Source organism: Nocardiopsis sp. NPDC006198 (genome assembly GCF_040613895.1).
GTDB lineage: Bacteria > Actinomycetota > Actinomycetes > Streptosporangiales > Streptosporangiaceae > Nocardiopsis > Nocardiopsis tropica.
Genome location: NZ_JBEXSY010000104.1, coordinates 1 through 13,647 on the forward strand (window position 1 = coordinate 1; position 13,647 = coordinate 13,647).

Genomic DNA, 13,647 nt, shown 5'->3' on the forward strand with positions numbered 1-13,647 from the left:
CGGGGGGGGGACCCCGGAACTGCCGCGGGGGTGGAGCCCCCGCCCGCCGGGCGGGGGCAGCGCGCGGCCCCGGCGGCCGGAGGGCCTGCCGGGGCCGCGAGGGGTACGGCCGCGTGGCGCCGACCGGAGACGGCGGGCCGGTCCCGGGCCGGGTCGTCCGGGCCCCGGTCTCCCGCCACGGGTCCCGGATCAGGCGTCCGGCGCCCCGGTGTCCTTGGGGTCCTCCGCGTCGGGCACGTAGCCGGCCGGGTCCGCGGTGCGGTCGCGCTCGTCCGCGCCGTGCGCGTCGGCCCGGTGGGCGTCGGCCTCACCGGGGTGAGGGCTCCTCACCGCCGCGCCCTCGCCGACGTCGGGGGAGTACCCGTCGTCGATCTCGTTGACGGCCTCCTCCTCGGCGCTCCGGGTCTCCCCGCCCCAGCTCTGCCGCGGGTACACGTCGTTGCGCTCGTCCCGGACCGCTTCGCTGATCCCCCGCTCACCCCGGCTGTCGTCGTCCTCGAAGTCGTACTCCTGGATGTCGTAATCCGGTTCGATACGCCGCTCGAGCTCGGCGGCCTCGCTCTCCTCGGGGTCGTCACCCATGTCGGTGTCCACGTCATAGGGCTCTTCGGTCACTGTGTTCTCCCCCTTCCCACGTTTTCACCGATGCTCTCAGACGAGCGGGCGGATGTGAAGGAAGGCGGGCCGGAGCTAGCGCCTGCGGGACCTCTCGGCGCGACGCAGGCGCAACGGGCGCAGGGCAGCCTCCAGGGCGACGGCGCCGTCGAGCTTGCTCTCGCCGGCGACGCGGTCCTCGAAGTGGATCGGGATCTCCATCATCTTCTGGCCCCTGCGGTGGGCCCGGTAGTGCATCTCCACCTGGAAGGCGTAGCCGGTGCTCTCGATGCTGGGCAGGTCGAGGACGCGCAGCGCCGAGGCCCGCCAGATCTTGAACCCGGCGGTGACGTCGCGCACGGGGATGGACAGCACGGCCTTGACGTAGGCGTTGGCCCAGCCGCTGAGGAGGCGCCGCCGCACGCCCCACTGCTCGGAGAGGCTCCCGCCCGGCACGTAGCGGCTTCCGATGACCACCCCGGCGTTGGTGGAGTGCAGGGTGCCCAGGAGCTGCGGGACGTAGCCCACCGGGTGGCTGAGGTCGGCGTCCATCTGCACGACGTAGTCGGCGCCCTCCTCCAGGGCGCGGTTCATGCCCTCCACGTAGGCGCGGCCGAGGCCGTCCTTGGCGGTGCGGTGCAGGACGCCGACCCGCCCGGGGAACTCGACGGCGAGCTTGTCCGCGACCTCGCCGGTGCCGTCCGGGGAGCTGTCGTCCACGACCACGACCCTGAGGCGGGGCAGGTCCAGGCTCATGAGCTGCCCGACCAGCACGGGGAGGTTGGCCGCCTCGTCGTAGGTGGGGACGACGACCGTCAGGCGCGAGTCCGCCCAGGGCTCGGGGAGCGCCACGGGCTCGGGGGTGACGCGCACCGGTTCGGACGGGACGTGCGGCGGCGTCGTCTGTGAGGGCATGCGCGGCGGCTCCTGCGTATGGGCGGCGGTCGGTCGGGAGGGCGGACTGGGGTGGGCCCAGGATCACGCACCGGGCGCCGATAGCGCAATGGGCGTGAACGGTAGGGTACGCGGTCCTTCCGACCGGTCGCGGCGGGGCGGTCTCACTCGCCCCGTTCGTCGGCGACCACGGCGACGTGGACGAGTGCCCCCAGCTCCTCCAGGGTCATCAGCACCTCGGGGTCGGCGCTGCTGTCGGTGACGAGGTGGGCGATCTCCTCCGGGGCGACGGTGGGCACCATGGTGTCGGCGCCGATCTTGGTGTGGTCGGCCAGGACGATGGTCTCGTCCGCGCAGGCCGCCAGCGCGCGGTCCACACTGGCCACCGCGGGGTTGGGGGTGCTCAGCCCGCGGTCGGCGCTGACCCCGTTGCCGGAGAGGAAGGCCCGGTTGACGCGGAGCCCGGACAGGCTCACCTCCGCCGCCGCCCCGACCAGCGCCCGTATCGGCCCGTGCAGGGTGCCGCCGGTCACCACCACCTCGACCCGCGCGGCCTCGGCGAGGACGTCGGCGACGCGCAGGGAGTTGGTGACCACGGTCAGGTCGTGGCGGGTGAGGAGCTCCTTGGCGAAGGCCTCCGCGGTGCTGCCGGGGCCGATGCTGATGGCGTCGCCGGGACGGACCAGGCGTGCGGCGGCCACCGCGATCGCGGCCTTCTCCGCGGCGCACTGGCCGCTCTTGCCCGAGTAGCTCTGCTCGTGGCCGATCCGGCCGGGCAGGGCGACCCCGCCGCGCCGGCGGTCCACGACCCCCTCGGCCTCCAGCGCGCGCACGTCGCGGCGGACGGTGACCTCCGAGGCGCGGACCTTGGCGGCGATGTCGCGCAGGGACATGGTGCCGTTGGCGCGCACGAGTTCGAGAATGCGCTCCCGTCGCTCGGCGGCGAACGCCGGACGGCTTTCCTCGGCCATGTGGACCCACCTTCACCCGTGCCATCGCACGGGCGTGGTCCCGCGCCGCTCTAGAGTACGGACCGCTCCCGGGCCGCGGGTTGCTCCGCCTCGGGCTTCTCGGTCAGGAGGGTGACGATGACGACCGCCGTCAGCGTGACCAGGCCGATGAGCGCACCTGCTCCGAACAACACGAAGACAGACATTCGGGCCTCCCCAGGGGACGGGCTGACCTGCCATTAACCGAATTCCCGGTTTGGGTTGACCTCACACCACCCAACGCGGGGAAAGTCGGGTGACAATGAGGAGCATGAAGCTCGACCCCGCGCCCCCGGCCCACGAGGTCTGGTGGGCCCACACCTCCACCGCCGACGACCGCCTGCTGCGCCTGCTGGACGAGGAGGAACGGGCGCGCAACGCCCGCTTCCGCCACCAGGCCGACCGCGACCGGCACCTGCTGGGCCGTTCGATGGCCCGCCTGGTCCTGGCGGACCGGGCCGGCTGCCCGCCCGAGAAGGTCACCTTCGACCTGCGCTGCCGTTCGTGCGAGGAGAAGGAGCGCACCGGCGCGGGCACCGGGGACGCCGCTCCGCACGGCAAGCCGCACCCCTCCGGGCCCGCCCAGGGGTGGGAGGTCTCCGTCAGCCACTCGGGCGAGTGGGTCGTCCTCGCCGTCTCCGGGGGCGTGCCCGTGGGGGTCGACGTCGAACGGGTCTCCGAGGCCCGCGACCTGGCGGGGCTGGCGGGCTACACGCTGGCCGCGCCCGAGCACGCGGCCTGGGAGCGCCTGGCGCCCGAGGACCGGGTCGGCGCCTTCTTCCGGTACTGGGCGCGCAAGGAGGCCCTGCTCAAGGCGACCGGGCTGGGCCTGTCGGGCGGTCTGCGCAGGGTCCTGGTGAGCCCGCCCCACGACGACGCGGCGCTGCTCTCCTGGGAGGGCGGCGGCGGCCCGGAGTCCGCCGCCCTGACCGACCTGGAGTGCGCCGAGGGGTACCGCTCGGCGCTGGCCGCGCTGGCCCCGGGGCCTCTGGAGCCCGTGGTGCGCACCGCCGGGGACACGGCGGGGCTGCTCCGCTCCTAGGCCGTGGTCCGCGGGTCGTTCCGGGCTCGTGTCCGCCGGGCTGCCTCTCGCCGCGCCGACCCCGCCCGGACAGCCGAGCCCGGGCCGACCTTCGCCACCCGTCTTGCGAGAGATGGCCCGGCGACCGCTCGCGGCGATCGGCGCGAGCGCCGAGCCCGCCGAAAGCATCCACCGAACACGCCCTGGGCCGTGGCCGGGGGGTCGCGGCCCTGCCGCCCCGTACCCGTGACCGGCCACGGGTACGGGTACGGTTACGGGGTCATCGGGGCCGGGCCCCTCGCGCCGGTGTGACGGGACCGGCCGCCGGGTCCGCCGTCCGGTCAGCTCCCCTCCTTGGCCAGGTGGCGGCTGATCACGAGGCGCTGGACCTGGTTGGTGCCCTCCACGATCTGGAGCACCTTGGCCTCGCGCATGTAGCGCTCGACGGGGAAGTCGCGCGTGTAGCCGTAGCCCCCGAAGACCTGGACCGCGTCGGTGGTGACCCGCATCGCGGTGTCGGTGGCCATCAGCTTGGCCATGGCCGCCTGCCTGCCGAAGGGCCGGCCGGCGTCGCGCAGCGCGGCCGCGGACAGGTACAGGGCGCGGGAGGCGGCGATCTGCGTGGCCATGTCCGCGAGCATGAAGCCGACGCCCTGGAAGTCGCCGATCGCGCTGCCGAACTGGCGGCGCTCCCGGGAGTAGGCCACGGCGGCGTCGAGGGCGGCCTGGGCGACGCCCACGGCGCAGGCGGCGATGCCCAGGCGGCCGGAGTCGAGCGCGGACAGGGCGATGCCGAAACCCTGGCCCTCCTCGCCGATCAGGGCGTCGGCCCCGATCCCGACGTCGTCGAGGAGGACCCCGGCCGTCGGGGAGGAGCGCATGCCCATCTTGCGTTCGGGCGGCGCCGAGCCCAGCCCCGGGGTGCCGTCCGGGACGTGGAAGCAGCTGATCCCCCGCGCCCCCGAGTCCGGCGCGCCGGTGCGGGCGAAGAGGGAGTAGTAGTCGGCCTCGCCGCCGTGGGTGATCCACGCCTTGGCGCCGTTGAGCCGGTACCCGCCCTCCACCGGCTCGGCGCGGGTGGTCATGGCGGCGGCGTCGGACCCGGACGCGGTCTCGGAGAGGCAGTAGGCGCCGAGGAGGTCGCCGCCGAGCATGGCGGGGAGGAGTGCGGCCTTCTGCTCCTCGCTGCCGAAAGCCGCGAGCGGGTAGCAGGACAGGGTGTGGACGCTGACGCCCAGCCCCACCGCGAGCCACCCGCGGGCCAGTTCCTCCACCACCTGGAGGTAGACCCCGTAGGGCTGGTCGCCGCCGCCGTACTCGCCGGGGTAGGGGAGCCCGAGCAGGCCGGCCCCGCCCAGGACCCGGAAGACCTCGCGGGGGAAGACCCCCTCCTCCTCGTCCTGGGAGGCGCGTGGGGCGAGCTCCTTGTCGACGATCTCCCCGGTCAGATCGAGAAGCTGTTCCGCCTCGGGTGTGTGCAGCATGCGTTCGACCGCCATGAGCCTCTCCCACGGTTCCGCGCCGGCCCCATCCAACGACTGGATGTAGTAGGACGTCCAACTATATGGTGACGAGCGGCACCCTATCCCAAGGCGCGGTCGCGCACGAGGCCCGGGGCGCCCGCCTCTCGACAAAGGGGAATCGGACCCCCGATCCCCTGGACGGCCCGACTCGCAGCGGCCTCCGCGACAGCACGTCTGTACACGGGCCCCCTCCCCGTCCTAGATTCCACGCATGGACCTCGAACTCCGCCACCTGCGCACCATCTGCCTCCTGGCCGACACCGGCAGCGTGACCAAGGCGGCCGCGGCGCTCTCCACGTCCCAGCCCGCCCTCACGACGCAGCTCCAGCGGATCGAGCGGGAGGTCGGCGGACCGCTCTTCCACCGCGGGCGCTCGGGGGTCCGCCCGACCGAGCTCGGGGAGTTCGTCCTGGTCCGCGCGCGCTCGGTCCTGCTCTCCATGGACGACCTGCTGCACGACATCACCGCGCGCGGGGCCTCCCCCTCCACGCTCCGCGTGGGCGGCGTCGGGCCGCTGACCATCGAGCTGTCGGCGCGGCTCCCGGAGGTCTTCCCGAACGTCCCCGTGCACGTGCGCACCGAGTACTCCCCCAAACTGGTCACCGACCTGGTCCGCGCCGGGCGCCTGGACCTGGGGACCACCATCGACTACGTGGACCGCGACCTGTCCACGGACGGCCCGCTGGCCTGGGCGATGCTCTCGGTGGAACCCCTGCACGTGGCCCTGTGGGCGGAACACCCGCGCGCGCACCAGACACTGATCCGGCTGGGCGACCTGGCCGAGTCCCCGTGGGCGCTGACCCCTCCGGACGGCACCGGATGGCCCGAGTGCTTCTACCTGGCCTGCCAGCGCGCGGGCTTCACCCCCGAGGTGCCCTACCGGCTCTACGACCGGTCGGAGATCCGCGACCTCATCGCCGACCGCCGGGCGATCGCCCCCTGCCAGTCCGACTTCGACACCGGTGAGGACGTGGTGATACGTCCGCTGGAGGGCGCACCCATACAACTGCGGCACCTCCTGGTCTGGCGGCGCGACAGCGCGGTGCACCAGGCCTCCGACGCCGTCGCGCGGCTGGCGCGCGAGATCCTGCGGGGGGCTCCCCGGCCCGCGGGCTCGGTCAGCTCGGTCGAGGCCGTCGCCACCGCCGCCGGAGGCGGAGCCGCCCCCGGCGACGGCACCCCCCGGGCCCTGGCCGGCCCCTCCGGCGGACGGACGTCCGACCGGCCCGACAGCTGATCCCACCCCCGGCGGAGGCCCGCGGGAGCGTCCGGGGACGGCGCCCCTCCGACCGCGGCGGGCGCCGCGTGCGTCGGGAGCGGCGCCTCACGGCCCGGCGTCCCGGGCGGGAAAGGCGGGCACGGGCCCCGCCCCGCGCGGCGGCCCCGCGACCGTGTTCCCGCGTCCACCCGGAGAGGGGGCCGGCCGGGCCCCCGGACCGGCCCGGCAGCGCGTTCCCGCACCCGCCCCGAAAGGGGCCCTGCCGCAGCGCCCCCGCGCCCGCCGCGCGGTGATCCGCGCCACGGTTCCCGCGCGCCCCACGCCTGTGGCGGCGCGCCGCACACCGGCCCCGGACCGCGATCCCGTACGGGACCGCCCCCGCACCCGCCCCCGGCCACGGCGCCCGCGGCACGCGCGGAACCCGCTCGGGTTGCAGTGGCATGCGACACGCGTATGGTGTTTACTCGCAAGTAACGTACCCGCCAGTAGGGTTTCCCCCCGATTTCCTCTCCCCCATCCGCCCACTACTCCCCCAGGGGCCACCCACCCAGTCTGATCAGGCGCGACCTAGTCCAGGACACCATTCATGCGACCACTGAGCACCATCGCCTCGGCACTCGCCGTCGCGGTTCTCGTCTCCTCCTGCTCCGGCGGACGGACCGCGGAGGAGGAAGCCGCGGCCCTCGAGGCCGACACCCGGGGGGTCAGTGACGACGCCGTCGTCATCGGCACGCACCAGCCCCTCACCGGACCGGCCTCCCCCGGGTTCCGCCACGTGTCCACGGGCGCCCGCGCGGTGTTCGACTACATCAACGACAACGGCGGCATCCACGGGCGCCGGATCGAGTACCAGGTCCAGGACGACGCGTTCGACCCCGCGCAGACGATGGAGGCCACCGAGACCCTCATCGAGGACCAGGAGATCTTCGCGATGCTCGGCGGCCTGGGGACGCCGACCCACGAGGCGGTGATCGACGACCTCAACGAGGAGGGCGTCCCCGACCTCTTCGTCTCGTCCGGCGCCCTCGCCTGGGACCAGCCGGAGGTCTACCCCTACAGCTACGGGTTCCAGGTCGACTACTCCAAGGAAGCCAAGGTCCAGGGCAGCTTCATCGCGGAGAACTTCCCCGGTGACGACGTTGGCCTGCTGTACCAGAACGACGACGTCGGCCCCTCCTCCCACGCCGGGATCGAGCAGTACCTCACCGAGGAGATCGTGGCCTGGGAGTCCTACGACCCCGGGGTCCCCGAGCTCGCCGGACAGGTCGCCGAGCTGAAGGCGTCCGGCGCCGACATCGCCGTCTGCTACTGCATCCCCGCGTTCCTGGGCATGGCCATCCTGGAGGCCGCCTCCATCGGGTACACCCCGCAGTGGGTCGCCCCCAGCTTCGGCGGGGACGTGGAGATCATCACCGGGCTCATCGAGGAGTACGCGGAGGGCACCGCCGCCGAGGACGTCCCGCCCGAGTCCTTCACGGACGGGCTCATCATCACCGCGTTCCTGCCGATGGCGGCCCAGCGCGAGGACCCGTGGACCGAGTTCTACCTGGAGATCCACGAGGAGTACAACGAGGGCACACCGTTCACCGACACGACCGTGTACGGCATGGTGCAGGCGACGCTGTTCGCCCAGCTGCTGATGGAGGTCGGCCCCGACCTGACCCGGCAGAACCTGGTCGACACCCTGCACGCCAACGAGTGGGCCGGCCCGGGCCTGGTCCCGTTCGTGGCTACCGAGGACGACCACAGCGGGTACTCCGGTGTCATGGTGATGCGGAACAGGACCGGGGAGGAACCAGAGGTCCTCCAGGAGCCGATGGTCACCGACAGCGACGGCGGGGAGATCCTCCCCTTCGAGCTGGAACGCCCCACCCCCGACGAGGTGGCCCTCTTCGACGGCGCCTCCGGCGGATAGCGCGGGACGGGCGGCGGTCCCGGCCCGGGACCGCCGCCGTCACCCCCCGGTCCGCGCCGCGGACCGTGCGCGCAGCCACCACCCGGCGCCGATCACCACCGTGAGCAGCACCCCCGCCACGGTCACCGGCACGCCCAGGTCGGCTCCCCCGCTCCCGACGAGCACCAGCGCCGCCGTCGCGGGGACCGCACCCGCCAACGTGCCCGCCGCGAAGGGCCACACGCCCATCCGGGTCAGCCCGAGACCGTAGTTGACCGCCTGGTAGGGCACCACCGGCAACAGCCGCAGCTGGAGCACCGCCACGAACGCGTGACCGCCCACAAGGGCGTCCAGCCGTGCGCGGATGCCCGGGGGCAGTCGCCGTGCCACCGCGTCGCCCGCCACGTGCCGCGCCACCGCGAACTGGGCCAGGGCCGCGCACACACCGCCCGCCAGGGCCGGCGCGAGGCCGAGGGGGAACCCGAACACCAGTCCCGCCAGGGCGTTCAGGGCCGGCCGGGGCACCAGCGCGAAGACGGCGACGACGTAGACGACCAGGTAGACCGCGGGGCCGGCCGCGCCCGCCTCCTCCACCCGGCTCCGCAGGGCCTCCGCCCCGGGCACGTGGAGCAGGGCGAGCACCACCACCGCCGCCCAGGCCGCGAGCAACAGGAACCGCGACACCCGCACCCCGCGCCCGCCGCCCGTCCCCTCCCCCATCCCGGAAGCCTATGCCGCTCCGCGTCAGCGGCGCTCCAGGCGCGGGAACACCACCTGCTTCAGGATGATCGTGAGCGCCGCCACCGTGGGGATCGCCAGGAGCGCGCCGACGAGCCCCATCAGCGTCCCGCCGACCAGCGCGGCGGTGATGTTCGCGGTCGGCGCCACGTCCACCGCGTGGCGCATCACCCTCGGGGAGATCACGTAGCTCTCGATCTGCTGGTAGACCAGGAAGAACACCAGCGTGACCAGCCCCAGCAGCGGGCTCCCGAGGGCCACCGCCGCGGAGGCGGCCAGCGCGCCGATGGTGGTGCCCACCAGCGGGATGAGCGCGGTCACCGCCACCACAAGCGCCAGGGTGAGGGCGTAGGCCGAGCCGACCGCCCACAGGAAGAAGAACGCCACCACCCCGCCGAAGGTCGCCACCACCAGCTGGCCGGCGATGAACGCACCGATGCGCCGGACGATCTCGTCGCCGATCCGGCGCACCCCGTCGCGGTTGGAGCGGGGCACGAACCGGTAGGACACGTCCAGGATCCCCGGCAGCGACGCCATGAAGAACAGCGTCAGGATGAACACCGTGAACGTGGCGAACAGGGTGTTGAACACGACCTGGCCGACGCCGACCAGCCCTCCGAAGACCTGCTGCCCGAAATCGGGAGCCGTGACCAGGCCCTCGATCCGGTCCAGGACGTCGTAGCGCCGCTCCAGGTCCGCGAAGAACGGCGTGCGCCGGAGGCTGTCCACCGTGTCCGGAAGGTTCGCGGCGAAGCTCGCCGCCTGTTCGGTGAGCGGGGGCACGATCGCCCAGACGAACACGGCGGCGAAGAGCACCATCGCCAGGCACACCGTGAGGACGGCACCCCAGCGCGGCATGCGCGCGCGGTCGCGCAACCCCTCGATCACGGGGTTGAGCCCGACCGCGAGTAACAGCGCGACGAGGATGTACACCAGGACCGCGCGGACCCCGATCAGCGCCTCGACGAGGAGCCAGGCGGTGAGGACGCCCAGGGCGCCGACGAACCCGAGGAGGAAGTAGTTGGGGTGCCTCGGCCCGTCCCCGCCCGCGGGCAGTGCGGTCAGTCCGCTTCCGGATGGCATGTCCCTGTCCCGACTACGCGGTCGTGTCGGGGATGCGGAGGGTGAAGACCGCACCGCCCAGCAGGTCGCTGTGCCCGGCCACGAGGCTGCCTCCGTGGGACTGGACGATCTCACGCGAGATGGCCAGGCCGAGCCCGCTCCCGCCCGGGTCGCGCTCACGCGACTCCTTGAGCCGCGCGAACCGCTCGAAGATCCGTTCACGGTCCATGGAGGGGATCCCCGCCCCGTCGTCGTGGACCTCCACCACGGCCGCGTCGCCGTCCCGCTCGACGACGATGTCGATCCTGGACCGCGCGTGGCGTTCGGCGTTGGCGACCAGGTTGGTGAGGACGCGGACCAGGCGGAGCCGGTTGACGGTCGCCCGGACGGGCCCGGAGGAGTGCATCCGCAGCGCGGGGTGGCGCCGCTCGTCGACGAACTCCTCCCTGATGAGCGCCTCCAGGTCCACCTCCTGCCGTTCGCGGGCCACGTCCTTGTCCAGGCGGGCGAGTTCGAGCAGGTCCGAGACGATGTTCTCCAGCCTCTCGGTGTCGGAGAGCAGGCCGGTGAGCAGCAGTTCGCGCGAGCGGGCGTCGGGTTCGGGGTCGGAGAGCTCGACCTCCAGCTTGGTGCGCATCCCGGCGATGGGGTTGCGCAGCTCGTGCGAGGCGTCGGAGACGAACCGCCTCTGCCGGGTGACCGCCTCGTCGAGCCGTGCCAGGCTCGCGTTGGCCGTACGGGCCAGATGGGCGATCTCGTCGTGGGTCCCGGGAACGGGGAGCCTGCGGTTCAGGTCGGTGACGGAGAGCTTGTCGAGCTGGGCGCTGATCCTCTCCACGGGCCGCAGCGCACGCCCGACCCAGAACCAGATAACGGTCGCGGTGATCACCAGGAACGCCACGGAGGTCCCCACCAGGACCGCCTCGACCAGGGACGTGCCCAGGATGCTGGGCGACCTCGCCGCCGCCAGGACCAGTACCTCGCCGTAGGCGGAGTCGGAGAGGCCGTACCCGACCACGAGCAGGCAGTCCCTGGGCTCGGGGCCCGCGATGCCGCTGCAGACGGTGGTCTGGAGGCGGAAGTCCCCCGGCTCCGGCCGCTCGTCCGTCACCGGGGGCTTGCCCTCCATCGCGTCGGTGGCGGCGACCACCTCGCCCGTCTCCCAGTCGACGACCTGGACGCGCAGGACCGTCTCGCCGTCGGGGATCGGACCCTGGTAGCGCTCGGTGGCGATCCGCTCGGAGACCTGGCGGGCCTGGTCGTCCGCCTGGTCCCTGATCTGGGTCAGCGAGATCTCCCGGATCAGGAAGCTGCTGAGGGAGAGCGACAGGCCGGTGATCAGGATCAGGGTGACCACGGCTCCGGTGGTGACCCTGGCACGGATCGACCGGGGGCGCAGTCGGCCCCACCCTCCCCGGCTTCCGTCGCTCCGCTCTGGCACCCGCCCATTGTCACCCAGCGCGACCATAAACCGGCGAATGGTGAACGGTGTGGCGAAGAGTGCGCGGAGGAGGGGGACCAACGCCGGACTCCGGGAGGAACCGGACATCCTCCGGGGTCTACTCGTAGGGGTCCGGTGGGTCGGTGACCTCCTGGAGCTCCAGGACCGTCAACTCGTGCTGGCTCACCTCGGAGAGCTCGCCCTCGGGCTCCACCCAGGTGCCGCGCACCGTCCACCAGGTGTCCGCCTCGGGGGCGGGCTCGTTGGAGATGTACACCTTGTTCACGACGGCGTCGGCGGCGCAGCAGGCCATCTGGAGGCGGGCGAGGTACCACCCGTCGCCGTCCTTCTCCGGCACCGCGAACCCGGTGAGCTCGACCTCCTGACCGACCAGCAGGCGGTCCTCGTCGATCCAGGCGCGCATCACGAACTGGCGGATGTCCATGGAGACGACCTCGCCCGGAGCGGCCTCCTCGACCCCGTCGTCGAAGGCGCCCGCGCGCCGGTCCTCCGGGGGCGGTCCGGAGGAGCCGGAGGTGGCCTCCACCGTGTAGGAGCCCAGCGCGGGCGGGGCGACGACGAACACGGCGAGCACCGGCAGCAGGAGCAGCCACGCGACGCCGGGCGCCCGGGAGTGGTCGTGCCCCTGGGTGCCGCGCCCGCGCCCGTAGGCCTCCTCGTAGTCCCTCTCCACGGCGGACGCGCTCTCCTGCGCCGACACCGTGTTCCCGGCGGCGACGACCTCGGCGTCCGCCCCGTGCCCGTGCTCTTCCTCCGCCTCGTCCTCGCCGCGCAGCTCGGAGGCGATGACGAGCACGCCGAGCAGGACCATGGCCACGCCTGCGGCGATGAGGAAGGGACCGAAGCCCGCCTTGACCCAGTTGAGGTAGAGGTCGGTGGGGATCGTGCTGGTCAGCGCGGCCGCGCCGAGCAGGACCAGGGTGAGTCCCTGGGCGATGCGGTTCACAGGATCAGTCCTCCGATCAGGAACGTGCTGAGCAGGCCGACCAGCAGGCACAGCGGGGCGAAGCGGGCCACGAAGCGCCAGCCGAACACCCCCGCCTGCATCGCGAGGAGCTTGAGGTCGACGATCGGCCCGATCACCATGAACGCGAGTTTGGCCGTGGGCGAGAAGTCGGTGAGGCTGACGGCGACGAACGCGTCGGCCTCGGAGCAGATGGACAGCAGGATGGCCAGGAGGGCGAGCACGAGGACCGAGACCACCGGCATGCCGGCGACCGCCAGCAGCCACTCGCGGGGCACCATGATGTTGAGGGTGGCGGCGGCGAGGCCCCCGACCACCAGGTAGCCGCCCGCGTGCATCATGTCGTGCAGCATCGACTCGCGGAAGACCTGCCACCGGGAGGCCCCGGGCGCGTGGTTGTGCGTGGGCAGGCGCAGCCAGTCGGCACGGCCGAAGCGCACCCAGATCCATCCGATGACCACGGCCGCCAGCAGGGAGGCCACGAACCGGGCGAGGATCATCTCGGGCTGCCCGGCGAAGGCCACCGCCGTGGCGATCATGACGACCGGGTTGATGGAGGGCGCCGCCAGCAGGAAGGTGAGCGCGGCGGCCGGGGCGACCCCGCCCTTGATGAGGCTTCCGGCGATGGGCACCGAGGCGCACTCGCAGCCGGGCAGCAGGGCCCCGGAGGCCCCCGCGACCGGCACGGCGTGGCTGGGCTTGGACGGGATGAACCGCTGGTAGGCCGAGGGTGGCACGAACGCGGTGAGCGCGGCGGACAGCGCCACACCGAACACCAGGAAGGGCAGTGCCTGGAAGCTGATCGCGGTGAAGATGGTGGCCCATGCGAGGAAGGCCTGACTGGTCAGCTCGTCGGAGATCCAGGCGTGCCCCAGCGCCATCGCGGTGATGAACAGGGCGAACAGCCAGACCGTCCCGGTCCTGCGGCGGCCCCGGGCTCGTCCCCAGTCCTCCGGGGGGAGCTCCTCGCCGCGGTCCGCCCACCCCCCGGCGAGGGAGTCGCCGAGCGAGCTGCTCGGGGGCGGGCCGGGGTCGGTGGCCGGTGTGGTCCGGTCGGGCACGTCGGTCTCCGTGGTGGTCGGGCGGGATCTTCACGCATAGTACCGAAAATCGTTTTCGCCCGGGACGACCCGGCGTTTCCTGTGGACGACGCTCCCCCGGTGGCAGGAGCGCATCCGCCCGGCGGGACGCGGCTAGGGCCTGTTTGGGAAGTCAGAGCCATTCGTTGATGGCAGCGATCTGGACGGTGGCCTCGTAGCGAAGCGCGAGCTTGTCATAGCGCGTGGC

13 protein-coding genes are annotated in these 13,647 nt (G+C 73.1%); 3 read left to right on the top strand and 10 right to left on the bottom strand.

The window, feature by feature from the left end:
• Window positions 1-189: 189 nt before the first annotated feature.
• The 4 genes from ABZ234_RS32980 to ABZ234_RS32995 form a co-directional block, all read right to left on the bottom strand.
• Window positions 190-615 carry a hypothetical protein gene (locus tag ABZ234_RS32980; protein WP_267949223.1) on the bottom strand — a complete coding sequence of 142 codons (426 nt, stop codon included), beginning with the start codon at window positions 613-615 and terminating at the stop codon, window positions 190-192.
• 75 nt (window positions 616-690) lie between these two features.
• Window positions 691-1,509, bottom strand: coding sequence for a polyprenol monophosphomannose synthase (locus ABZ234_RS32985; protein WP_355014657.1), 819 nt, complete (start codon window positions 1,507-1,509; stop codon window positions 691-693).
• A 143-nt stretch (window positions 1,510-1,652) separates the two neighbouring features.
• Window positions 1,653-2,459, bottom strand: coding sequence for a DeoR/GlpR family DNA-binding transcription regulator (locus ABZ234_RS32990; RefSeq protein ID WP_267949221.1), 807 nt, complete (start codon window positions 2,457-2,459; stop codon window positions 1,653-1,655).
• Window positions 2,460-2,509: 50 nt separating this feature from the next.
• Window positions 2,510-2,644, bottom strand: coding sequence for a hypothetical protein (locus ABZ234_RS32995; protein ID WP_267949220.1), 135 nt, complete (start codon window positions 2,642-2,644; stop codon window positions 2,510-2,512).
• A gap of 95 nt (window positions 2,645-2,739) precedes the next feature.
• On the opposite strand from ABZ234_RS32995, the gene ABZ234_RS33000 reads away from it, so the two are divergent.
• Window positions 2,740-3,519, top strand: a complete 780-nt coding sequence (locus tag ABZ234_RS33000) for a 4'-phosphopantetheinyl transferase superfamily protein (protein ID WP_267950335.1) — start codon at window positions 2,740-2,742, stop codon at window positions 3,517-3,519.
• 320 nt (window positions 3,520-3,839) lie between these two features.
• Here the strand turns inward: ABZ234_RS33000 and ABZ234_RS33005 are convergent, their stop codons facing one another.
• Complete coding sequence (locus ABZ234_RS33005) at window positions 3,840-4,997, bottom strand: acyl-CoA dehydrogenase family protein (RefSeq protein ID WP_344181647.1); 1,158 nt, start codon at window positions 4,995-4,997, stop codon at window positions 3,840-3,842.
• 235 nt (window positions 4,998-5,232) lie between these two features.
• Between ABZ234_RS33005 and ABZ234_RS33010 the strand changes: the two genes are divergently transcribed.
• On the top strand, window positions 5,233-6,258 hold the full coding sequence (locus ABZ234_RS33010; RefSeq protein WP_355014658.1) for a LysR family transcriptional regulator: 1,026 nt from the start codon (window positions 5,233-5,235) through the stop codon (window positions 6,256-6,258).
• A gap of 568 nt (window positions 6,259-6,826) precedes the next feature.
• A complete protein-coding gene (locus ABZ234_RS33015; RefSeq protein ID WP_355014659.1) occupies window positions 6,827-8,155 on the top strand; it encodes an ABC transporter substrate-binding protein in 1,329 nt (442 codons plus the stop codon).
• Between the two features lie 39 nt (window positions 8,156-8,194).
• Here the strand turns inward: ABZ234_RS33015 and ABZ234_RS33020 are convergent, their stop codons facing one another.
• From ABZ234_RS33020 to ABZ234_RS33040, 5 genes are all read right to left on the bottom strand, one after another.
• Window positions 8,195-8,854: a VTT domain-containing protein gene (locus ABZ234_RS33020; protein ID WP_355014660.1), complete on the bottom strand. Its 660-nt coding sequence runs from the start codon at window positions 8,852-8,854 to the stop codon at window positions 8,195-8,197.
• Between the two features lie 24 nt (window positions 8,855-8,878).
• Window positions 8,879-9,955 (bottom strand): AI-2E family transporter, encoded by a 1,077-nt coding sequence (locus tag ABZ234_RS33025; protein WP_355014661.1) that lies wholly within the window; start codon window positions 9,953-9,955, stop codon window positions 8,879-8,881.
• Window positions 9,956-9,968: 13 nt separating this feature from the next.
• Window positions 9,969-11,375: an ATP-binding protein gene (locus tag ABZ234_RS33030; RefSeq protein ID WP_355014662.1), complete on the bottom strand. Its 1,407-nt coding sequence runs from the start codon at window positions 11,373-11,375 to the stop codon at window positions 9,969-9,971.
• A 118-nt stretch (window positions 11,376-11,493) separates the two neighbouring features.
• Complete coding sequence (locus ABZ234_RS33035) at window positions 11,494-12,342, bottom strand: TIGR03943 family protein (RefSeq protein ID WP_355014663.1); 849 nt, start codon at window positions 12,340-12,342, stop codon at window positions 11,494-11,496.
• Window positions 12,339-13,421, bottom strand: coding sequence for a permease (locus ABZ234_RS33040; RefSeq protein WP_267949212.1), 1,083 nt, complete (start codon window positions 13,419-13,421; stop codon window positions 12,339-12,341). Before ABZ234_RS33040 ends, ABZ234_RS33035 begins: the two co-directional genes overlap by 4 nt.
• Window positions 13,422-13,647 lie beyond the last annotated feature (226 nt).

Excerpts from the sequence above, each read along its gene's own strand:
- ABZ234_RS33010 (WP_355014658.1), top strand. The coding sequence starts at position 5,233 with ATGGACCTCGAACTCCGCCACCTGCGCACCATCTGCCTCCTGGCCGAC.
- ABZ234_RS32985 (WP_355014657.1), bottom strand. The coding sequence starts at position 1,509 with ATGCCCTCACAGACGACGCCGCCGCACGTCCCGTCCGAACCGGTGCGC.
- ABZ234_RS33025 (WP_355014661.1), bottom strand. The coding sequence starts at position 9,955 with ATGCCATCCGGAAGCGGACTGACCGCACTGCCCGCGGGCGGGGACGGG.
- ABZ234_RS33020 (WP_355014660.1), bottom strand. The coding sequence starts at position 8,854 with ATGGGGGAGGGGACGGGCGGCGGGCGCGGGGTGCGGGTGTCGCGGTTC.
- ABZ234_RS32995 (WP_267949220.1), bottom strand. The coding sequence starts at position 2,644 with ATGTCTGTCTTCGTGTTGTTCGGAGCAGGTGCGCTCATCGGCCTGGTC.
- ABZ234_RS33005 (WP_344181647.1), bottom strand. The coding sequence starts at position 4,997 with ATGGCGGTCGAACGCATGCTGCACACACCCGAGGCGGAACAGCTTCTC.
- ABZ234_RS32990 (WP_267949221.1), bottom strand. The coding sequence starts at position 2,459 with ATGGCCGAGGAAAGCCGTCCGGCGTTCGCCGCCGAGCGACGGGAGCGC.
- ABZ234_RS33000 (WP_267950335.1), top strand. The coding sequence starts at position 2,740 with ATGAGGAGCATGAAGCTCGACCCCGCGCCCCCGGCCCACGAGGTCTGG.
- ABZ234_RS33015 (WP_355014659.1), top strand. The coding sequence starts at position 6,827 with ATGCGACCACTGAGCACCATCGCCTCGGCACTCGCCGTCGCGGTTCTC.